This window comes from Dietzia sp. ANT_WB102, assembly GCF_008369165.1.
Taxonomy (GTDB): domain Bacteria; phylum Actinomycetota; class Actinomycetes; order Mycobacteriales; family Mycobacteriaceae; genus Dietzia.
The window spans coordinates 2,491,921-2,513,552 of the sequence record NZ_VOBA01000001.1 but is presented as its reverse complement, the minus strand read 5'-3'; the positions used below and the strand labels follow the sequence as shown (position 1 = coordinate 2,513,552).

The following is a 21,632-nucleotide window of genomic DNA, read 5'->3' as shown; positions in this document are numbered from 1 at the left end:
GATGGACGTGAACGGGGCTCCGGCGGGGCCGGACGGGGATGACGACCCAACTGAGCTCGATGCGCACGCACCGCCCCTGCGCTCCCGACTGGAAGCGCTCCTGTTGGTGGCGGATCAACCCACACCGGAGGGAGTGCTCGCCTCCGCGGCCGAAGCGACCGCCGGAGAAGTGGACGCGGAACTGCGCGAGTGGCGCGACGAGCTCACCGCCGCGGGCAGCGGGATAGACCTGCGGCGCAGCGGCGAAGGCTGGCGTCTGTACACCCGGCGTGAACTGGCTCCCTATGTTGAACGGCTCCTCACGGATGGTGTCCGATCCACCCTGACGAGGGCGGCCCTCGAGACCCTGGCGGTGATCGCCTACCGGCAACCGGTCACCCGATCGCGCATCGCGGCGGTCCGCGGAGTCAACGTGGACGGCGTCATGCGGACCCTTGTAGCGCGCGGTCTCGCGGTGGAATGCGGCACCGACTCGGAGACCGGGGGCATGCTGTATCGGACGACAGAGCTCTTTTTGGAAAGGCTGGGGCTGACTTCGCTCGATGAATTGCCCGACATCGCTCCGCTGCTGCCGGATGTCGACCTAGTCGACGAGATGAGCGACGATCCTGCGGACGATCCGCGGATCCCGCTGGGGCGGCATCGCACCGCAACGCCCGAGCCTGCACCGTGGGACGGCGAAGAGACGTGACTGGCGGTCAGTCGAGTCGGCCAGCCCAGGCGGCATACCGTGCGACATCGAAAGGTGCTGCTGGCCTGGATCGCTTAAGGCCCACTTCGTGGGCCCACTCAGTGCGCGGATACGTGTACTGAGTCCGGTTCCGTCGGCTTGCGCTTCCGAACCCGAGCGCAGGCTTACTATGTGGCTATAGCTTTGACTGTGAGCGAGATTACACTTGGCGCTCACCGTTGGTTGGGATAAGTAGGGTTGGCAACTTTGAGAGTTCGACATCCACTTCGGGACCACGATGAGCTGAGGTGATGTCGTCGTCAGCGCGAGCAGCTGGTTTCTCAATTTCACCAGCCGAGAATTCATCAGCTTGGTAGATGGAGAGAGTGGCGTGAGTTCATGCTCGTCGAATGCCCTCCAATACCGACTTTCAGCGACACCACCGCGGATGGAACCTCTGAGTGGCGCTTGCTTTCATACGGGCCATTGCCGTCATATATGCAACCGGGAGAATTGAGATAATCATGTCAGAAATGTATCGGAATGCGTCTGAGCAAGGAGCGGGCTCGAGGTTGGAGATAAACCCCGTTTTCACGCGGCCGGGAGAATCCACAGTGCTGCCCAAATTCACGATGCCCGAAACTATGATGGCGGGCGAGACCGCCTATCAGATCGTCCATGACGAAGCCATTCTCGACGGAAATTCGCGACTAAATCTCGCCACCTTCGTCACGACTTGGATGGACGATTTCGCTCAGCGAATCTACGCCGAGACAGCTGATAAAAACATGATCGACAAGGACGAATATCCGGCCACGGCCGCGATTGAGGACCGCTGCTGGCGGATTCTCGCCGACCTGTGGCACGTTCCAGACGTCGACGACACGATAGGGACATCGACGGTCGGCTCGTCCGAGGCGTGCATGCTCGGCGGTTTGGCCCTCAAGCGGCTCTGGCAGGAGCGGCGTCGATCCCGGGGGCTCTCCGTTGAGAAGCCGAACCTCGTTCTGTCTGCCGGCGTGCAGGTTGTCTGGGAAAAGTTCTGCAACTATTGGGACGTCGAGGCGCGCTACGTTCCGGTGACCGAGGAACACCTCGTCCTCGACGGCTTCGAACTTGAGAAGTATGTGGACGAGAACACGATTGGAGTGGTTGCCATTCTCGGCCAGACATACACGGGACTATATGAACCGGTGAAAGAGATCGCAGCCAAACTCGACGAGATCCAGGCGTCGATGGGCCATGATGTGAAAATTCACGTCGACGGAGCGTCGGGTGCGATGGTTGCGCCGTTCTGCCAGCCTGACCTGGAATGGGACTTCAAGATCGAGCGAGTCAACTCGATCAGCACCTCCGGGCACAAGTACGGCTTGGTTTATCCGGGCGTGGGGTGGGTCGTGTGGCGTAATAAGGCGGTCTGTCCGGAGAGCCTGATCTTCCGTGTCAGCTACCTCGGCGGTGACATGCCGACACTGGCACTGAATTTTTCGCGCTCGGGTGCCCAAGTGCTGCTGCAGTACTACCAGTTCCTGCGTCTCGGTCGAGAAGGATTCCGTGAGGTGCAGCAGGGGTCGATCGACGTCGCGACCTACCTATCCTCGGAGATCGGCGCGATGGGGCCGTTCGAACTCGTGAGCAAAGGCGACACTATCCCGGTATTCGCTTGGAAGCTCAAAAAGGGGCCCCGCAACTGGGATCTCCATGACCTTGCCGACAGATTGCGTATGCGTGGCTGGCAGGTCCCCGCCTATCCCATGCCCGACAACATGACGGACCTAGTCGTGCAGCGAATAGTAGTGCGACTCGGCTTGAGCCGCGACCTCGCCGAACTGCTCCTCAGCGCGATCAGGGAAGAGGTCGACTTCCTCGAAAGGCTCGATGCGCCGATCCCCCGTGAGGCGCAGCGAACTAACTTCACCCACTGAACGACGCGCCGGTCTGCCGGCGGCGTGATCGAGACTCGTGCCCCTTTTTGCGTGCGCGCCGTGATGTCGTGCATCGGAGGGAATCGTGGTGCGCGTGGACGAACTCGAGCGAGGCGGTGTCCGAAGGCACTGCTCCGAAATTTTCACAGCGCTACGATCGGGTTGTTGAGGGCGAGGGCTGAAGGCGGAAGCCGCCATTGACTCGCCAGCTCGGGGGATCCTATATAGGAAGACCGAGCCATTTCTGCAAGGATCAGTGTCGGCGTATCTCGACGAGCGCTATGACATCGTCCCGTGAGGACCGGATGTCACGATCGTCGACTGGGAAAGCGACCAGTCCGCGATACATCCACGGAGTTCACCGGGGAAGATGACGGGATACAGCTTTCCACTAGCGGCCGGAGCAGACTTCGGCCCCACCACCGAAAACGAAGAGATGTGAAGTACCAATGACTGAATCCGCTGGCCGAGACGGCGCACCGGTCCGCCTCCAGAAGGTCCTGGCCCAAGCCGGAGTCGCCTCCCGCCGGGCTTCCGAGGAACTCATTGCCCGCGGGCGGGTGGAGGTCAATGGCAAGAAGGTGCGCGAGATGGGCGTGAAGGTCGATCCCGCCACGGCCGTCATCCGTGTGGACGGGACCCGCATCGTCCTGGACGACACCTTGGTCCACCTCGCGCTGAACAAGCCCCGGGGTTACCACACCACCATGTCCGACGAGATGGGCCGGCCCTGCGTCGGTGACCTCGTGGCCGACCGTGTGGACGCCGGGCAGCGACTGTTCCACGTCGGACGCCTGGACGCCGAGACAGAGGGCCTGCTCCTGGTGACCAACGACGGGGAGCTGGCACATCGCCTCATGCACCCGTCCTACGAGGTGTCGAAAACCTACATGGCCACCGTGACCGGCGTCGTCGGCAAGGGAGTGAACAAACAACTTCGGGACGGGGTGACGCTCGAGGACGGGCCCGCCAAGGTCGACCAGTTCTCGGTCCTCGACATCCACGACGGACGCTCGCTGGTCAAGGTTGTGCTCCACGAGGGGCGCAAGCACATCGTCCGGCGACTACTCGCCGAGGTCGGGCACCCGGTCGAGGCGCTCGTCCGGACGAGGTTCGGGGCCGTCTCCCTCGGGGACCAGCGCGCGGGGACCTTCCGCAAGCTCAACCGCAAAGAGGTCTCCGACTTGTACGGGGCGGTCGGACTGTGACCGCCTCTCCCGCTCGTCGACGCATCGCGATCGACGGCCCCGCCGGCACCGGTAAGTCCACTCTCGCCCGCGCGCTGGCCCGCCGGATCGGTGGCGCCTACCTCGACACTGGTGCGATGTACCGGGTGGCGACGCTGCAGGTCTTACGCGCTGGGATCGATCCCGAGGACGCCGTCGCAGTAACCGCCGCGACCGTCAACCTGCCACTGGAGATCGGGACCGACGCCGGGGCCGAGCGCATCCTGTTGGACGGTGAGGACGTCAGCGATGAGATCCGCACCGCCCGCGTCACGGCCGACGTCTCGGCGGTCTCCGCCGTGCCCGAGGTCCGCGAGAACCTCGTACTCCTGCAGCGGCGGCTGGCCTCCAGCGGAGGAACAGTGGTCCTGGAGGGCCGGGATATCGGTACCGTTGTCCTCCCGGACGCCGAGGTGAAGGTCTACCTCACCGCCAGCCCCGAGGTGCGCGCCCGGCGTCGAACCGATCAGGACCTGGCCGCCGGCCGAGAGGCGGACTACCAGGACGTATTGGCGGCCGTCATCGAACGTGACCGCAAGGACTCCACGCGAGCCGCGAGCCCCCTGCGGCCCGCCGACGACGCCGTCGTCATCGACACCTCAGATCTCACCCTCGATGAGGTCCTCGACCGACTGGTCGCGCTCGCCGAGGGCACTCACGCGTCGCACGGCGCCGCGGCAGAAGGGAACGCACTGTGACCAGCAACGAGGATTTCGACCTGCCCACGGGGCCCGGTGAGGAGACCATCGAGGACGGCTGGAACGACGACACCGACTGGGAGTCGATCGCCGCGGAGTTCGCCGATGATATCGGGGCGGTGACCGAGGGAGTGGAGATCCTGCCCACCGTCGCGATCGTGGGCCGTCCCAACGTCGGCAAGTCCACCCTGGTAAACCGCATCATCGGCCGTCGCGAGGCCGTCGTCGAGGACGTCCCTGGCGTGACTCGCGACCGGGTCTCCTACGAGGCACTGTGGAATGGCCGAACCTTCATGGTGCAGGACACCGGAGGCTGGGAGCAGGATGCCAAGGGCATGCATCGCTCCATCGCCCAGCAGGCCGAGATCGCCATGGGAACCGCCGACCTCATCGTGCTGGTCTGCGACGGCACAGTGGGCATCACTGCCGCGGATGCGACGGTGGCCAAGAGCCTGCGTCGGTCCGCCACCCCGGTGATACTCGCCGTCAACAAGGTGGACAGCGAGAAGGCGGAAATGGAGGCGGCCGAATTCTGGTCCCTCGGACTGGACCAGCCCTACGCCATCTCCGCCGCACACGGGCGCGGCACGGCGGACCTGCTCGACGAGGTCTTGCGGCAGTTGCCGACCAAAGCGAGGATGCGCGAGGCCACCGATGTACCGCGCCGCGTGGCGCTGGTGGGGAAACCCAACGTCGGCAAGTCGAGTCTGCTCAACAAGCTCACCGGTGAGGAGCGCTCGGTGGTCGACAATGTCGCCGGCACCACCGTCGACCCGGTCGACTCCCTGGTGGAACTCGGCGGACGAACCTGGCGATTCGTGGACACCGCCGGGTTGCGACGTAAGGTCAACCAGGCCTACGGGCACGAGTATTACGCCTCATTGCGCACCCGTGGCGCGATCGAGTCCGCTGAAGTGGTCGTGCTCCTGCTCGACGCTTCGGAGCCCATCACCGAGCAGGACCTCCGGGTGATCTCCATGGTCTCCGATGCCGGCCGCGCCCTGGTGATCGCCTTCAACAAATGGGATTTGGTCGACGAGGACCGGCGGTACGACCTCGACAAGGAGATCGATCGCGAGCTGTCCCGAGTGCTGAGCTGGGCCCACAGGGTGAACATCTCGGCCAAGACCGGTCGTGCGGTGGCCAAGCTGGTGCCAGCGATGGAGACGGCGCTGGACTCGTGGGACAAGCGGATCCCCACGGGGCCTCTGAACACGTGGATGAGCGAGGTGGTCGCCGCCACCCCGCCGCCCATGCGTGGTGGTCGCCTGCCGCGAATCAGGTTCTGTACCCAGGCCACCACCCGGCCCCCGACGTTCGTGTTCTTCTCCACGGGCTTCCTCGAGGCCGGCTACCGACGTTTCCTCGAACGCCGCTTGCGGGAGACCTTCGGCTTCGACGGCTCCCCGGTCAGGGTGAACGTGCGGGTCAAGGAGCGTCGACAGCGCAAGTGACCTGCCGATTGGAATCCGGCGGAACCGGTGCGCTAGTCTGATCCAGTCGCCGCGCGAAGCGTGGCGGCGGACGGGCTGTGGCGCAGCTTGGTAGCGCACTTGACTGGGGGTCAAGGGGTCGCAGGTTCAAATCCTGTCAGCCCGACACAGATCAGGGCCGGTTTCCCGGAGGGGAGCCGGCCCTGAGTCCATTTCGGCGACATGACGGACCTGGTGGTGGGAACACCGTCCCGATGCCGGCCGTTGTAGACGGTAGATATCCCGTGAGGAGAGGCGCGTGACGAGCGCGCGGGCGAGGAGGGGCATGGCCGACGAGCGCACGCCGCAGACGGCGCGGGACCGGATCGTGTCCGATATCGACCGGATGTGCCGAGGGGAGGGGCAGCCCCCGGTGGCGGAGTTGACGGACAGGGCGGCGCTCCTCGTCGCGTGCGGATTGGTCGAGCCGCGGATCGGCGACGTCGTCCTCGGCCGTCTCCACCGCAACCTGCCGTTTCCTACTGTGGGTGGTTTCCACCAGGTGCGGATCATCGAGGAGCAACGCCACGACCTACGGCGGATACTCGGCACCGCTGTTCCGTCCGTGCTGCGGGTAGCCCTGCGCACGCGGCTGGCAGACCTCGACCGGAAGTACCTCGTCCTGCGGACCGGGTTCACACGCGGTTCTGGTGTCTGGGCCTTCCGGATAAAGGACATCCGTGCCGACCGCAGACGCGGGGTACACCTCGACACCGATGACCGCGGCCGACTCTTCGATGCACTGGCCTCGACCCCGACGATGGCGCCGGTCCCACTGGTGCCCAGGACCCTCGGGGAGCTCGGTACGGTCGCCGCAGCGTACGGACAGCGCGAGATGGGCAGGGTCGTCCTGCCGCAACGGGTCCAGTCGGTGGTTTCCTCCCTGCCGGCGGTGCCCCGGATCCGGGCGGATCGTCGCCGCATCCCGGAGATGTACACGGCGATGCTCATGGAGGTCGGCGGCCTCTACGACCGGCTGCAGGGCGCGTACGCGCGAGGGGGCCGCGCCGTGGAGGAGATCCGTCTGCAGTTTGACGCCGAGACAGAGGTGGTCGGGCTCTCCGGCGACTTGTGTCGTCTACGTGAGGCCGCCGCTTCCGCGGGGACTCCACCGGCGAGTGACGGTTTCACTACCCTCACCGGATTGGGCGCCGCCATCGACGCCGTGTGGGCAGAGGTCGTGGAACGCGGGGTCGCTTTCCGCGAACTGGTCGAGTCGGTCGAATCGCGGGCGGACACCGTGGTGGCCGACGCGGAGCGTATGGCAGGCATCGCGCGCGACAACGGAATGCGCCCGCCGTCCGCGCCGAACCGGCCGACGGCTGCGGAACTCGCCGCCGAGCACCTCGCAGCCCGGGCGGGGGACCGCATGCTCTCGACGGAGGCGATGCGGAGGTTGCGAGGCCAGATCGACCCGGAGCGCTAGACGGCGCGACCGGCGGGGCACATGCCCGACCGAGTCCCGCCTGCGTACGGTGGGGGTAACTGTTCGTGACCGGAAGGACTCCACGCGTGGGACTGGCCAACCGCTTCTGGAAGCTCATGGGCTCCACCCAGGGACGCGACACCTCGCGCGCGCAGAGCGCCGTCGAGGCCTCGCACGGCTTCGACGAGTGGGCGTCGGGACTGCGCGACGAGGAGTTCGCGGACACCGCGCATGGCCTGCAGCTCCTCGGCGATTCGCCTGAAGACCTCGCCCGGTTCCTCGCACTGGCCAGGGAAGCCGCCACCCGGACGGTCGGCCTCAGGCCGTTCGATGTCCAGCTCCAGGGTGCGCTGCGGATGTTCGCCGGCGATGTCGTGGAGATGGCGACCGGCGAGGGCAAGACCCTCTCGGGGGCGGTGGCGGCGGCTGGCTACGCCCTCCAGGGGCACACCGTCCACGTCATCTCCGTCAACGACTACCTCGCAGCCCGGGACGCCCATTGGATGGGGCCTATGTTCGAGCTGCTGGGGTTGTCGGTCGGCCACGTGACGGAGTCTTCGACTCGCGAGGAACGACGTACCGCCTATGCCTGCGACGTCGCCTACGGTTCGGTGTCGGAGATTGGATTCGACGTCCTCCGCGAGCAACTGGTGACGAACCCGGTCGACCTCATCTCGCCGACGACCGACGTCGCCCTGGTGGATGAGGCCGACTCGGTGCTGGTGGACGAGGCGCTAGTTCCGCTGGTCCTTGCAGGCTCGACCTCCGGGGAGGCTCCGACAGGCGAAGTGCTGGCCGCGGTACGCAAGCTGCGCCCCGGACGGCACTACGAGACCGATTCTGAGCGCCGCAATATCTTTCTCACCGATGACGGTGCCGAGGCGATCGAGACCGAACTCGGCATCGCCGATCTCTACGACACAGAGCATGTCGGCACGACCCTGGTCCAGGTCAACGTCGCGCTCCACGCGTGCTTCCTCCTGCGTAGGGACGTGGACTACATCGTCCGCGACGGACGGGTACAGCTCGTGAACGCCTCACGGGGTCGGGTTGCCGAGCTCCAGCGTTGGCCGGACGGGCTCCAGGCTGCGGTAGAGGCCAAGGAGAGCGTCCCGGTGTCCGAGGCAGGCCAGATTCTGGACAGTCTGACGGTCCAGGCGTTCATCGGGCGTTACGACAAGGTGTGCGGGATGACCGGTACGGCGCTGGCGGCCGGCGCACAGTTGCGAGAGTTCTACTCCCTGGGCGTGTCTCAGATCGACTCCAACGCACCGAACATCCGGTTGGACGAGGCCGACCGTACCTACATCGACACGGACAGCAAGACCCGCGCGTTGGTTGAACACATCGCGGCCGTCCACGCCACCGGCCAGCCGGTCCTGGTGGGCACCCACGACGTGGCTGAGTCCGAGGAACTGGCTGCCAGGCTCGCCGAGAAGGGGGTCGAGTGCTCGGTCCTCAACGCCAAGAACGACGAGGAGGAGGCTGCCATCATCGCCGAGGCGGGCGACGTCGGGCACGTCACCGTCTCCACTCAGATGGCCGGCCGCGGGACGGACATCCGGCTCGGAGGGTCGGACGAGATCCGGCGCGACGAGGTCGTGGCGCTCGGCGGGTTACACGTAGTGGGCACCGGGCGACACCGGACCGAGAGGCTCGACAACCAGCTCAGGGGCCGGGCTGGACGTCAGGGCGACCCGGGGAGTTCGGTGTTCTTCGCGGCCATGGACGACCCCGTGGTGACCTCCGCGCTCGAGCCCGAGAAGATCCCGGCCTCACACGACAAAATCACCGGGCTGCTCAAGGGCAACCGTGGGCGTGACGCCGTCGATCACGCGCAACGGGTGAACGAGGGGCAGATGCTCGAAATCCACGCCAACACGTGGCGCTACAGCAGACTCCTCGCCGAGCAGCGTGACATCCTCGCCGAGCGACGGTCCGCACTGCTGTGCACGGATAAGGCGTTCGACGAACTGACGGCGCACGATGCGGAGCGGAGTGCCCACTTGGTTCGGGAGCACGGCCGTGACGCCGTGGTCCAGGGGTGCAGAGAGATTATGCTGTGGCATCTGGACCGGGGATGGGCGCGACATCTCGAGACGATGAACGACGTCCGGGAATCGATCCATCTCAGGGCACTGGGGCGCGAGAATCCCCTCGACGAGTTTCATCGGATCGCGATTGACCACTTCCGGGATCTCGCCGCCGACGCGGTCCTCGAATCCGAGGCGACCTTTGCCGAGATCGAGTTCACCGACTCCGGGGTGGATCTCGAGGCCAACTCGATGGCGCGGCCCACATCGACATGGACGTACATGGTCCATGACAACCCGATGGCGGCCGGTGGAAGCGTCTTCTCCGGGATGATGTCGACATTCCGATGAATTCGTCACGCGACGGTAGACGGGAGACCGACCTCCGCGAGTGGCGGACTGGAGAGGGCAGAGTCCTGGGCGCCAGGATCCCGCCTCCGCAAGACGGACACCTCTCCGCGGCGGTGCCCCCCGGTCTGGGCCCCGAGACCCAGACCCGGGTGCCCGCGATCAGCGACAGGTTCTGGACGCTGCCCAACGCGATTTCGCTGGCTCGCATCGCACTGATCCCCGTACTCATCCTGAGCATCCTGGCGTGGGACGACCCGCCCCTCGCACTATGGCTGCTCGGGGTCCTGGTCATCTCCGACTGGCTCGATGGCAAGATCGCACGATTGTGGAACATGCGTTCAACCTGGGGTGAGCGACTGGATCCGATCGCGGACCGGATCCTCGTGGCCACTGTCCCGGTGACTTTCGCGGTGGCGGGTTATATCCCCGTGTGGATCGTGGTGGTGCTGGTCGCACGGGACATCCTGCTGGTCACCACGCTCCCGGTCTACCGTCGGCGGGGGATCGATCCCGAGGTCATGTACCTGGGCAAGGCGGCCACCTTCGCTCTGTTCTGGTCGCTTCCGTTGCTGCTCGCCGGCCATGCCGGTGTGCCGGGAGGTCAAGCCCTCGAATTGGTGGGGGAGGCATGTCTGTTCTGGGGCGTCGGCCTGTACGCCTGGAGCGGGGGTATCTACGTGTGGCAGGCGTGGAGGATTGCGCGAGCGGTTCGCCCTCGTGGGGCCCGATCGGCTGATGTCGGGACGTCCGACGGTGTGTAATGTCGCCAGGTGGAATTCGAAGTGAGCCATTCGAGAAGGGCACGTCAGTGAGCGATCAGAACATCCCCGAACAGCTCCGGTACACCGATGAGCACGAGTGGGTCGAGCGTGTGTCGGACACCCGGGTGCGTGTCGGGATCACCGAATACGCCCAGTCCAAGTTGGGTGACATCGTGTTCGTCCAGCTCCCGGACGTCGGCGGCGAGACCGAATCGGGTGAGCCTTTCGGAGAGGTCGAGTCGCCCAAGAGCGTGTCAGATCTCTACGCCCCGCTCAGCGGCAAGGTCGTCGAGGTCAACACGGCGCTCGAGACCTCGCCCGAATTGGTCAACTCGGATCCGTACGGTGAGGGGTGGATCGTCGTTCTCGAGATCGCCGATGTGGACGACCTCGAAGCCCAGCTCGAGCAGACGTTGGACTCGGACGGGTACGCCAAGATCACTGCGGGCTGAGCGGGCCGTTGTCGCCCCCCTGGCCCCGCGCTGGGCAAGTCCGACATAGAATCAACTGCACCGCACGGTGAGCCCTTCGGGGCTCGGACGAGGAGATACGAACGTGACCGAGAATAAGAACATGCCCGAGGCGACCGCCGAGACCACCTCCGTGTTCCGTGCCGAACTCCTCAACGAGTCCGACCAGCAGGCGGCGCAGTCCGACTCGGCGGTCACCGGCATCGAAGGGCTCCCGGAGGGGCAGGCGCTGCTGGTGGTCAAACGTGGCCCCAACGCAGGGTCGCGGTTCCTTCTCGACCAGGACGCGACCTCCGCCGGACGCCACCCGGACAGCGACATCTTCCTCGACGACGTCACGGTGAGCCGACGTCACGCAGAGTTCCGTAGCGAGGGCGAATCCTTCACCGTCGTCGACGTGGGTTCGTTGAACGGTACCTACGTGAACCGCGAGCCCGTCGATTCGGCGTCGCTGTCCAACGGCGATGAGGTGCAGATCGGCAAGTTCCGCCTGGTCTTCCTGACGGGTACGCCCGGGCAGTGACCGCCGCCGGACAGGGCGCCCCGAAGGAAGAGTATCTCTCTATCGGCGGCGTCATCGCACTTCTGAGTCCGGAGTTCCCGGACCTGACGGTGTCGAAGGTCCGGTTCCTCGAGAACGAGGGGCTGGTCACCCCTGAACGCACTGCGAGCGGATACCGGCGCTTCAGCGTCGAGGATCGCGAGCGACTGCGGTACGTCCTGACGGCCCAACGCGACCGGTACCTGCCGCTCAAAGTGATCAGACAGGAACTCGACGCCCTCGACGCAGGTATCGCCGACGGGTCGACGGCTGCGTTGCGGCCCCGCCCCGGGGAGGATGGCGTCCCGGGCTCCACCCCGGACGACTTTCGCAGCGACTCCCTGAAGAGGCTTACCCGGGAGAATGTGGTCGAGCAGTCCGGGGTGGACGCGGCCCTGGTCGACGCCTTGATCGATGCCGGTCTGATCGCCACGGGACCCGGCGGATTTTACGACCCGGAGTCAGTCTTGCTGGCGCGTACTGCACAGGAGCTCGCCGCGCATGGGGTGGACGTGCGCCATTTGAGGGGCTTTCGTACTGCGGCGGATCGCCAGACCGGGTTGATCACACAGATCGCCGGCCCGGTGGCCCGCCAGGGCGATGCCGATGCCCGTGATCGCGCCGCGGAGCTGGCGCGGGAGATCGCGGCGCTGTCGGTGTCGCTTCATTCGACTCTGGTGACCGTCGCCGTAAGGCACGCTCTCGAGTCCTGATGGGCGTAGCGCCCGCCCGCGGTGAACCGGATCGGGGCTACCCTTGGAGACGTGGGAGAGGCGGAAAAAATGGGAAAGAACATGCGAGAGGTCGACATCGTCGGCGTCCGTTTCGAAGAGCCGGAGTACGCGCCCGTATTGATCCTGCACGAGAAGGATGGCGGTCGCTACGTTCCGATCTGGATCGGCGCAGCCGAAGCTGCGGCGATCAGCCTCCAGCAGCAGGGTGTGCAGCCGAGCAGGCCGCTCACTCATGACCTGGTGGCGACACTGCTGGACACGTTCTCCCATCCACTAGAGCAGGTGGAGATCGTCGGAGTATCCGAGGGAACGTTCTTCGCGGAATTGGTGTTCGGTTCAACCCGGGTATCCGCCCGCCCGTCCGACGCGGTGGCTGTCGCGCTGCGGACCTCCTCGCCGGTACTCGTCAGCCGAGAGGTCCTCGACGAGGTCGGAATCTCGCTCGTGGAACAGGGCGAGGAAGAGGTCGAGGCCTTCCGCGAGTTTCTCGACCAGGTGAGCCCAGACGACTTTCTCGGCGGGCCGGATGCACCGGAAGAGCCAGGCGGGACGGCCTCCTAGTGCGTCTGACCTGGAACTTTGCTTTTCCCTATGGCCACTCCAGTACCAGTTGCCAGGTCAGGCCGGACTCTCAACTTCAACTTGAGGTTGAGGTTTACCGCGTGTCCTATTGATCGCGACCCTCGGCGGGCATAGCGTTGCCCCCAGTGAACTACACCGATGGTGTTCACGCGTCCAGGATCCGGGCTCCGAAGCCCGGTACCGTGCCGCCATGTTCGTGGCGACACCCGCAGCTTGAGGGAGCAATCGTGGCCGACCACACCCGGGTCTCGGAGCCGTCCGTCGCCGATACGAACACGGAGGGCCTCTTCGGGGGCCCAGAAGAGGGCACCCAGGGGTCCTTCGACGAGGTGCAGCCCGGACTCTTCCCCGATGATGGGATCCCGGACGGCACGAGCGGGTACCGGGTACCGATCGCGTGTCAGATCGCCGGGATCACCTACCGCCAGCTCGACTACTGGGCCCGCACCGACCTCGTGGTGCCCTCCATCCGCAACGCGGCCGGCTCGGGCAGTCAACGCTTGTACTCGTTCAAGGACATCCTGGTCCTGAAGATCGTCAAGCAATTGCTCGACACCGGGATCTCCCTGCAGAACATCCGGAAGGCCGTGGACCAGATCCGCTCACGGGGGGTGGAGGACCTGGCCACCATCACCCTGTTCTCCGACGGTCGCACTGTGTTCGAGTGCACCTCCAAGGAGGAGGTGTTCGACCTTCTGCAGGGTGGCCAGGGCGTGTTCGGTATCGGCATCGGGGGCGCTATGCGTGAACTCGCCGGGTCGATCGCCGAATTCCCCGCGGAGACGGTGTCCGAGGACGACATCGTGACGCCGGTGGAGGACGAGCTTGCGGCACGCCGGCGCGCTCGCGCCTCACGCCGCACGGGCTGATCGGCGCCCGTGGTCTAGACTCGGCCGTGCGTTCACGCGACTCACGGGAGAGCTCCGCGGCCTCGGCCGCGGGCGCCGAAGGAGCAACTCCTCTCCGAGAATCTCTCAGGCACCCGGACCGTGCAGTCGTCGAACGCCTCTGGAGAGCGGTGGAACCGACCACCCGCCCACGGGGAAAGCTGGGGCCGAAAGCGCGGGCCCGGTGAATCTCTCAGGCGCCGGCACCCGTCCGGTAGGGGACAGAGCGGAGAGGGCAAGACCGGCCCGCCAGCCGCCCTTCCGGGCGGCCCCGCCTTCGAGGAGCACCCTGTGACGACGTCCCCCCATACCGCCCGGACCGGTGGCGAATTCGTCGCCCGCCACCTGGGTCCCGACGCCCCAGGCTTGGAACGCATCCTGGACACCATCGGGGTGAACTCGTTGGACGAGCTGGCCCAGCGGGCCGTCCCCTCGGTGATCGTGGACAAGGTGGGCTCGGACGGCCGCGCGGAGGGGATCGACGCGCTGCCTGAGCCGCTCTCGGAGGCCGACACCCTGGCAGCGTTGCGCGAACTCGCGAACCGCAACTCCGTTGCCGTATCAATGATCGGCCAGGGGTACTACGACACCCTCACCCCACCGGTGCTGATCAGGAACATCATCGAGAGCCCGGCGTGGTACACGGGGTACACCCCGTACCAGCCGGAGATCAGCCAGGGCCGTCTCGAGGCGCTGCTCAACTTCCAGACGATGGTCTCCGACCTGACCGGTATGGACATGGCCAACGCCTCCATGCTGGACGAGGGGACGGCTGCTGCCGAGGCCATGACGATGTTGCGCCGGGCCAACCGCTCCTCCAAGAGCTCCCGCTTCGCCGTCGACACCGACATCTTCCCCCAGACAGCGGCCATCCTGGCCACCCGCGCTGAGCCCCTGGGCATTGAACTGGTCTCCGCGAACCTGGTCGACAACGGGCTGCCGGAGGGCGAGTTCTTCGGCGCACTCGTGCAGACCCCTGGTGCGTCCGGCCGTGTCGCCGACGTAGCCAAGCTCATCGAGCAGTGCCACGAGCGGGGCACCATGGTCGCCGCGGGTGTCGATTTGCTCGCGGCGACTGTCCTGACACCGGCGGGGGAGAAGGGGGCGGACGCCTGCTTCGGTACGACCCAGCGTTTCGGGGTGCCGATGGGCTTCGGCGGTCCGCACGCCGGTTTCCTCGCATGCCGCAGCCCACACGCCCGCAACCTTCCGGGTCGTCTGGTCGGGGTGTCGACCGACGCAGACGGGCGGGTCGCGTACCGGCTCGCTCTCCAGACCCGCGAACAGCACATCCGTCGCGAGAAGGCGACCTCGAACATTTGCACCGCCCAGGTCCTCCTCGCCGTCTTGGCCGCGATGTACGCGTCCTACCACGGTGCGGAAGGTCTCACGGCTATCGCCCGTAGGGTGCACGCCCACGCCGAGTCATTGGCGGAAGGTCTGCGTTCCGTCGGCGTCGAGGTGGCCCACGACGATTTCTTCGACACGGTGCTGACACGCGTGCCGGGACGCGCCGACGAGGTGCTTGCCGCGGCCGCAACGCGCGGCGTGAACCTGTGGAAGGTCGACGACGACACTGTGTCGATCGCCTGTGACGAGGCCACCACCTCGGAGCACGTCGCAATCGTTCTCGAGGCGTTCGGCGGGAATGGCGGATCGGTGCCCGAGCTCTCGGTTGATCCTGCCTATGGCGATCGCACGAGTGAGTTCCTGCAGCACGAGGCGTTCCTGCGCTACCGCACCGAGACGGCGATGCTGCGGTACCTGCGAGCGCTCTCGGACAAGGACATGGCCCTGGACCGGACCATGATCCCGCTCGGATCATGCACGATGAAGCTCAACGCCACGACCGAGATGGAGCCGATCACGTGGCCGGAGTTCAACCGTCTCCACCCGTTCGCCCCGGCAGACCAGAACTCCGGGATTCGGGAGCTTGTCGCGGACGTCGAGAAGTGGCTCGTTGACATCACCGGGTACGCGGCGGTCAGCCTGCAGCCCAATGCCGGTAGTCAGGGCGAGTACGCCGGCTTGCTGGCGATCCGCGCCTACCACCGGTCGCGCGGTGAGGAGAATCGGACGGTGTGCCTCATCCCGTCGTCCGCCCACGGAACGAACGCCGCCTCCGCGGTCATGGCCGGGATGAAGGTGGTCGTGGTGGCGTGCCGTGAGAACGGCGACGTCGACGTGGATGATCTGCGCGCGAAGGTCGACAAGTATGGCTGCGATCTGTCGGCGATCATGATCACCTACCCCTCAACCCATGGTGTGTACGAGCACGACATCGAGGAGATCTGCGCGATCGTCCACGATGCCGGTGGCCAGGTCTACATCGACGGTGCCAACCTCAACGCGCTCGTCGGGGTGGCGCGTCCGGGGCGGTTTGGGGGTGATGTGAGCCACCTCAACCTGCACAAGACCTTCTGTATCCCCCACGGCGGCGGTGGACCCGGTGTGGGGCCGGTCGCGGTGGCGGAGCACCTTCGGGAGTTCCTACCCGGGCATCCCCACGAAGAGGGCCTCGGTACGGGTGGCGTGGTGTCCTCGGCCGCTTTCGGTTCCGCATCGATCCTGCCCATCACCTGGGCGTACATTCGGATGATGGGCGCGGACGGCCTTCGCCGGGCTACGCTCACCGCCATCGCCAGCGCCAACTACCTGGCCCGGCGTATTGGGGAGCACTTCCCGGTCCTGTACTCCGGCGAAGGCGGGTGGGTCGCCCACGAATGCATCCTCGACCTGCGCCCGCTCATCGACTCGGTCGGAATCTCGATCGACGACGTGGCCAAGCGTCTCGCCGACTTCGGATTTCACGCCCCCACCATGAGCTTCCCGGTGCCCAACACCCTCATGGTCGAGCCGACGGAGAGCGAGGACTTGGCCGAGTTGGACGCGTTCTGCGATGCGATGGCGGCCATCCGGACCGAAATCGACCGGGTCGCCGCCGGTGAGTGGACGGTTGAGGATAACCCCCTTCGGGGCGCACCCCACACGGCCGAGAGCGTGTCCGCGGACGAGTGGAGTCACGCGTACCCGCGCAGCATCGCCGGTTATCCCCTCGGATCGAGCTGGCGCCCCAAGGTCTGGCCGGCAGTCCGCAGGATCGACGGCGCGTACGGCGACCGGAACCTGGTCTGTTCCTGTCCTCCAATGGACGCCTTCGCCCAGGACTGATACCGCACCGGGGCCGGCGTTGTCGTACCCCCATGGCACCGTGCGGGGCATGACGATGACCGGACCCCACCCAGCTCCCGCTCTCCCGGCGGCGTGTCGCGACTGGTGCCGCGCGCAGCCCCCGGCACTCTTGGTCGCGGACGAGTACGTCGAGATCGATCTGGACCGGTGGAACCTGCGACTCGCGGAGAAGAGTATCGACCTCCGCTTGGTCGCCGGGGGCCCAGACGGGGGACGGGTTGAATCTGGGTCCGGTTACCTCCGCAGGAGTGATCTGTGGGCGGCTGGTCGCCGCGCGCGGGGGAGCCTGGAGGAGTCCGTTGTCACCCTGTACATGTGTGCCGCCTGGCTCTCCGGTCATCCGCTGCGTTCGGGTGTGCGGCGGGGACTACCAGACTTCCGGGTCGCCGATCGTGGCGGACACCGGCGGGAATCCGTCTCCTCTCACGGGTACCCGCTCGTACTACACGAGGTCGTGGACTGGCTCGACGCACCGACGGAGGCCATGAACCTCCTGCGGCACGGGGCGCCCTCAGGCCGGCCGGGCCGCGACGTTCCGGATCTGGGGTACCCGTTGGCGTCGTTGTACCTGTCGTCCTTGGGCATGGCGTGGGGAGCGCCGGAGATCGTGCCGGTGGATCCGGCAGGGATCGGCACCCTGATCCACGCGGGCTGGACCGAGATCGACTCAGCCTCCCGGCTGACCTCACGGCGCTATCAACACTATCTGGACGTGATCGCCACGTGGGCGCACGAGGCGGCAGTGGACCCACTGGTGGTCGAGATATGGCTCGTACAGAACTGGCACGACCGACGGGAGTTGGTCGTCTCCGACGTCTCCGCCCGGGCTCATCGGGGAAGCCGCCCGCGATGATTGCGGGGCACGCTAGGGTCCGCTTCATGGAACCCCGGAGAACCACCGCAGACGTCTCGGCGGGCACCCTCGATGTCTTCGTCTGGGAGCCGGACCGTTGCGCGGTCGACGCCGGTGACGCTCGAACGGTGTTGGCCTTGCACGGATTCCCCGAGTCGGCGTGGGAATGGGAGAAGGTCGCGGAGATTCTGGCAGGTCAGGGCGTCCGGGTGGTCGCCCCGATGCAGCGTGGATATTCGCCCGCTGCACGCCCGGTGGGCGTGCACAACTACGCCATTGAGCACTTGGCAGCGGACGCCCTCGACGTGGCGGACGGACAAGGGCTCGATCGGGTGCATGTCCTGGGACATGACTGGGGCGCATCGGTGGCGTGGTGGCTGGCCGCGTACCACCCCGATCGGGTCGCCAGTCTCACGGCCATCTCCGTCCCGCATCTCGCCGCGTTCTCCGCCGCGATCGAATCAGATCCTGACCAGCAGGCTAGATCGGCCTACTTCGGATTGCTCCGGCAGGAGGGCAAGGCCGAGGACGTGCTTCTTGATGGCGACGCCCACCGGCTGCGCGCCATGTTCGACGGGCAGGTCCCGGCGAGTCTGGTCGCCCGGCATCTCAATGTGCTCGGGGAGCGCTCGGCCTTGACCGCAGCTCTCAATTGGTACCGCGCAATGCGGCGGTACGACCTCCCCGACGTCACAGTTCCCACCACATTCCTGTGGGGCGGGCAGGATCCCGCGATCGCGCGCAGCGGGGCCGAGGCGACGGCGGCGCGGGTGACGGGTGACTACCGTTTCGTCGACCGCGACGATCTCGGTCACTGGCTACCGGAACAGGACCCCGCGTGGGTGGCACGCGAGGTCTTCGCCCGGGTCATCTGACCGAATAGGAATGTCAGCCCCCCCGCAACTCGCGTTTGAGCAGCTTGCCGGACTGATTACGGGGCAGCTCGTCGACGAACACGACCCGTTTGGGGACCTTGAACGGCGCAAGGTGCTCGCGGGTGCCTGCGATGATCTCGTCCCCGGTCGCGTGGGCCCCGTCCTTGAGGACGACGACCGCGGTCACCGCCTCTATCCACTGTGGGTCCGGGGTGCCGATAACCGCGACCTCGGCGACCCGCTCGTCCCGATACACAGCGTCCTCGACCTCACGTGAGGCCACCAGTACACCGCCGGTGTTGATGACGTCCTTAATGCGATCTACTACCTCGAAGAATCCCTCGGAGTCGCGCACCACGAGGTCTCCGGAGTGGAACCAACCATCTCGGAACGCCTCCTGGGTGGCATCCGGTTTGTTCCAGTAACCCCGGCACAGCTGCGGCGACCTGTAGACCACCTCGCCCCGCTCCCCATCGGCGACCTCGGCGCCCGTCTCGTCGACGACACGGGCGTCGACGAAGAATACGGGCCGCCCGGCGCTCGCCGGGCGTGCGTCGTGCTCGTCGGGTCGCAGGACACACGCCAGTGGACCGATCTCCGACTGCCCGAAACAATTGAAAAACCCGAGTTTCGGGTACTTCGCACGCAGTCGTTCGAGCACGGTGACCGGCATGATCGAGGCGCCGTACTGCGCCTTGCGCAGGCTCGACAGGTCACGTCTATCGAGATCGGGGTGGGACGCGAGCGGCACCCAGACCGTCGGGGCGAGGAAGAGCGACCCGATCCTGTCCTGCTCGATGCGGCGCAGGATCTCCGGGATGTCGGGGGCCGCCATGAGATGCACGGTCGCACCCAACGAGAGGTACGGCATCGCGAACACATGCATGGCGGCTGAGTGGTATAGCGGCATCGTCACCAGCGGCGCGTCGTCGGCGGCGAGGTCGAGCGAGAGGATGCAGCTGACGTACTCGTGCGCGAGAGCTGAGTGGGTCATCATCGCGCCCTTGGGCCGGGAGGTGGTGCCCGAGGTGTACAGGAGCTGGGCCAGATCGTCTCCGGATGCGGGAGAGTCGACTGGCTCGACCTCTCGGCGGTCCAATGCGGCACCGAGCAGTGTGCCATCGACGGGCTCGCCGGCGGCGGGGTGCAGTGACAATGTCTGGATTGACGGCAGCGTCTCCACCACTGCGTCGAGCGTTGGCGCCTGCGCGGGGTCGACCAGCACTAGCGTGGCCCCGGAGTCCGCGAGAAGGTATTCGAGTTCCCCACCGGTCAAGGCGTAGTTTACGGGGACATGCGTGAAACCAGCCCGCGAGCACGCTATGAAGCCGATGAGGTAGGCATCGGAATTGACCCCGTATGCGGCGATTCGCGCACCCTCGGCGAGCCCGCGGTCGGCGAACTCTGTCGCGACACGGTCGACGGCTGCGTCGAGCTCGGAGTAGGTCCAGCGGCGGTCTGCGAACGTCAGGGCGACCCGGTTGGGGAACCGTGAGGCGGATCGTCGCAAGATCGCGTCGATCGTCCCTGCGCTGGCTGTCGACAGGGTGGGGAGCGGTGACGTTGTCATGGTCCGACTCTATAGCGGATTGCGACGACGTTCACCCTGATGGTCAGTCGTCCGATCGGAGCAGATCCAGGACGGCCGGGGGGATGTCGCCGCTGGCCTCGCGCGGGGTCCACGGCTCGCTCGGGACCCACTGGGACCCGCATCCGCGGCACGCGAACAGCGGCTCGCCCCGCCGCTCGACCGGGGTCGCGTTCCAATTGCACAGGTCGCGGCAGGAGCGCACGCGCAGAGGTGCCAGGTCGGGGTCGACACGATGCCGCGCAAGCGAGCGAAGGGTGGGGAAGGTAGACATGTCACCTGCGAGGATAGCCCTGCCGCGCAGGCGGGGGGTAGCCACGCGGTAGGCGATGGTGGGGCAGAGCGGCGTCGGTAGCCTGGCCGAACCGCCGGGGAACGGAGTCGAGAAATGAACACATGCCCGTGTGGCAGCGCAGACGGGTTCAGGACGTGCTGTGGTCCACTTGTCGAGGACGGTGTTCCCGCCCGGACCGCGGAGGAGTTGATGCGGTCGCGGTACACGGCATTCGTGCTGGGCCGCACGGACCACCTGTGGCGCACATGGCACCCTCGGACCAGGCCGATGTCGGTTGAGGCGTCGGACGTGGAGTGGACCGGCCTCACGGTCGTGGATGTGGTCGCCGGGGGTGAGGGCGACGACGACGGGGTGGTCGAGTTCGAAGCCCGGTACACCGGGGCTGAGGGGCCGAACGTGATGCGCGAGCGGTCGCGTTTCGAGCGCAGGGGCGGACGATGGACCTACGTGGCTGGTTCTGACCCGGCGAGCGATTAGGACCGCGTCGGGTCGTCCGGCTGGCGGGTGACGATGATCGACCCGATCGTGCCCGGGGTGGTCAGGTCGATCCGGCCAATCCGGACACCTTGGGGCACCGTCCAGGCCACCATGCCCCGGACCTCCTGACCAGGGGCGGTCAGGACCGACGGGACCAACGGGTCCTCGACAGTCCCCGCGGGGTTTTCGATTCGGTCGAAGGGCTTCCCCGAAGGATCGAAGGCGGAGAAGTCGGCGGGGCCCAGCTCGGGCTGCCCGGACGACTGCACGGCGCGTACATCCACCACGAGCACCGATTCGGAGTAAGCAGAAGACGGAACGATCCGCAGGTTCGAGACGGTGACGGTGGCGTCCCACATCTCGCCGGAGACCGGGAACGGGCGGTCGAACTGCTGGGATGAGGGCAGGGGGTCCGTGGCCTCGGTGGTGAGAGCGGGAACACCACGTTGGTCCTCGCCGGAAAACGTCGGTGAGCAGGCACTGGTTAAGACGGCCGCGGCCGTGATCACGGCGGCGAGGACGGCGCGACGCATAGGGCGCTCCTGTGGCGGGATTGTGCGCCGGGCCCGTCCCGGC

At 66.4% G+C, this 21,632-nt stretch carries 19 protein-coding genes, 1 tRNA gene, 2 pseudogenes and 1 riboswitch; of the genes and pseudogenes, 19 read left to right on the top strand and 3 right to left on the bottom strand.

Annotated features, from left to right (window positions below; translation table 11 throughout):
* Position 1: 1 nt before the first annotated feature.
* The 17 genes and pseudogenes from scpB (at position 2) to FQ137_RS11520 (ending at position 18,696) form a co-directional block, all read left to right on the top strand.
* Positions 2 to 691, top strand: a complete 690-nt coding sequence (gene scpB / locus FQ137_RS11600) for an SMC-Scp complex subunit ScpB (protein ID WP_149292812.1) — start codon at positions 2 to 4, stop codon at positions 689 to 691.
* Positions 692 to 1,194: 503 nt separating this feature from the next.
* Positions 1,195 to 2,595, top strand: coding sequence for a glutamate decarboxylase (locus FQ137_RS11595; protein ID WP_149292517.1), 1,401 nt, complete (start codon positions 1,195 to 1,197; stop codon positions 2,593 to 2,595).
* Between the two features lie 473 nt (positions 2,596 to 3,068).
* Positions 3,069 to 3,803 (top strand): annotated as a pseudogene (locus FQ137_RS11590) (pseudouridine synthase); the annotation flags it as partial.
* On the top strand, positions 3,800 to 4,519 hold the full coding sequence (cmk, locus tag FQ137_RS11585) for a (d)CMP kinase (protein WP_149292515.1): 720 nt from the start codon (positions 3,800 to 3,802) through the stop codon (positions 4,517 to 4,519). The pseudogene FQ137_RS11590 and the gene cmk, both read left to right, overlap by 4 nt.
* Positions 4,516 to 5,973, top strand: a complete 1,458-nt coding sequence (gene der / locus FQ137_RS11580; protein ID WP_255584069.1) for a ribosome biogenesis GTPase Der — start codon at positions 4,516 to 4,518, stop codon at positions 5,971 to 5,973. The genes cmk and der overlap by 4 nt, the downstream gene beginning before the upstream one ends.
* Positions 5,974 to 6,044: 71 nt before the next feature.
* Positions 6,045 to 6,118 (top strand) — tRNA-Pro (locus FQ137_RS11575).
* 159 nt (positions 6,119 to 6,277) lie between these two features.
* The gene (locus tag FQ137_RS11570; protein WP_149292514.1) at positions 6,278 to 7,417 is read left to right on the top strand and encodes a hypothetical protein; all 1,140 of its coding nucleotides are present in this window, start codon (positions 6,278 to 6,280) and stop codon (positions 7,415 to 7,417) included.
* A 116-nt stretch (positions 7,418 to 7,533) separates the two neighbouring features.
* On the top strand, positions 7,534 to 9,801 hold the full coding sequence (gene secA2 / locus FQ137_RS11565; RefSeq protein ID WP_255584166.1) for an accessory Sec system translocase SecA2: 2,268 nt from the start codon (positions 7,534 to 7,536) through the stop codon (positions 9,799 to 9,801).
* Entirely contained in the window at positions 9,798 to 10,562 is a 765-nt protein-coding gene (locus tag FQ137_RS11560; RefSeq protein ID WP_149292512.1) for a CDP-alcohol phosphatidyltransferase family protein, read from the top strand. The genes secA2 and FQ137_RS11560 overlap by 4 nt, the downstream gene beginning before the upstream one ends.
* A gap of 47 nt (positions 10,563 to 10,609) precedes the next feature.
* Complete coding sequence (gene gcvH / locus FQ137_RS11555) at positions 10,610 to 11,014, top strand: glycine cleavage system protein GcvH (RefSeq protein ID WP_149292511.1); 405 nt, start codon at positions 10,610 to 10,612, stop codon at positions 11,012 to 11,014.
* A 121-nt stretch (positions 11,015 to 11,135) separates the two neighbouring features.
* The gene (locus tag FQ137_RS11550; RefSeq protein WP_188064989.1) at positions 11,136 to 11,555 is read left to right on the top strand and encodes an FHA domain-containing protein; all 420 of its coding nucleotides are present in this window, start codon (positions 11,136 to 11,138) and stop codon (positions 11,553 to 11,555) included.
* Positions 11,552 to 12,286, top strand: coding sequence for a MerR family transcriptional regulator (locus tag FQ137_RS11545; RefSeq protein WP_149292509.1), 735 nt, complete (start codon positions 11,552 to 11,554; stop codon positions 12,284 to 12,286). The genes FQ137_RS11550 and FQ137_RS11545 overlap by 4 nt, the downstream gene beginning before the upstream one ends.
* 81 nt (positions 12,287 to 12,367) lie before the next feature.
* Positions 12,368 to 12,868: a bifunctional nuclease family protein gene (locus tag FQ137_RS11540; RefSeq protein ID WP_149292810.1), complete on the top strand. Its 501-nt coding sequence runs from the start codon at positions 12,368 to 12,370 to the stop codon at positions 12,866 to 12,868.
* A 248-nt stretch (positions 12,869 to 13,116) separates the two neighbouring features.
* Complete coding sequence (locus FQ137_RS11535) at positions 13,117 to 13,758, top strand: MerR family transcriptional regulator (RefSeq protein ID WP_149292508.1); 642 nt, start codon at positions 13,117 to 13,119, stop codon at positions 13,756 to 13,758.
* A gap of 34 nt (positions 13,759 to 13,792) precedes the next feature.
* Positions 13,793 to 13,889: riboswitch (glycine riboswitch) on the top strand.
* Positions 13,890 to 14,067: 178 nt separating this feature from the next.
* Positions 14,068 to 16,947: an aminomethyl-transferring glycine dehydrogenase gene (gcvP, locus tag FQ137_RS11530; RefSeq protein WP_149292507.1), complete on the top strand. Its 2,880-nt coding sequence runs from the start codon at positions 14,068 to 14,070 to the stop codon at positions 16,945 to 16,947.
* Between the two features lie 49 nt (positions 16,948 to 16,996).
* Positions 16,997 to 17,821: a hypothetical protein gene (locus tag FQ137_RS11525; RefSeq protein ID WP_149292506.1), complete on the top strand. Its 825-nt coding sequence runs from the start codon at positions 16,997 to 16,999 to the stop codon at positions 17,819 to 17,821.
* Between the two features lie 26 nt (positions 17,822 to 17,847).
* A complete protein-coding gene (locus FQ137_RS11520) occupies positions 17,848 to 18,696 on the top strand; it encodes an alpha/beta fold hydrolase (protein ID WP_149292505.1) in 849 nt (282 codons plus the stop codon).
* A gap of 13 nt (positions 18,697 to 18,709) precedes the next feature.
* Here the strand turns inward: FQ137_RS11520 and FQ137_RS11515 are convergent, their stop codons facing one another.
* Positions 18,710 to 20,266: a fatty acyl-CoA synthetase gene (locus tag FQ137_RS11515; protein WP_149292504.1), complete on the bottom strand. Its 1,557-nt coding sequence runs from the start codon at positions 20,264 to 20,266 to the stop codon at positions 18,710 to 18,712.
* 43 nt (positions 20,267 to 20,309) lie between these two features.
* The gene (locus FQ137_RS11510; protein ID WP_223146500.1) at positions 20,310 to 20,558 is read right to left on the bottom strand and encodes a hypothetical protein; all 249 of its coding nucleotides are present in this window, start codon (positions 20,556 to 20,558) and stop codon (positions 20,310 to 20,312) included.
* Positions 20,559 to 20,672: 114 nt separating this feature from the next.
* Here FQ137_RS11510 and FQ137_RS15705 point away from each other — a divergent pair.
* Positions 20,673 to 20,726: pseudogene (locus FQ137_RS15705) on the top strand (SEC-C metal-binding domain-containing protein); the annotation flags it as partial.
* Between the two features lie 39 nt (positions 20,727 to 20,765).
* Positions 20,766 to 21,056 (top strand): YchJ family protein, encoded by a 291-nt coding sequence (locus FQ137_RS11505; RefSeq protein WP_370452389.1) that lies wholly within the window; start codon positions 20,766 to 20,768, stop codon positions 21,054 to 21,056.
* Here FQ137_RS11505 and FQ137_RS11500 read toward each other — a convergent pair.
* The gene (locus tag FQ137_RS11500; RefSeq protein ID WP_149292502.1) at positions 21,053 to 21,589 is read right to left on the bottom strand and encodes a hypothetical protein; all 537 of its coding nucleotides are present in this window, start codon (positions 21,587 to 21,589) and stop codon (positions 21,053 to 21,055) included. The genes FQ137_RS11505 and FQ137_RS11500 overlap by 4 nt on opposite strands.
* Positions 21,590 to 21,632: the final 43 nt, after the last annotated feature.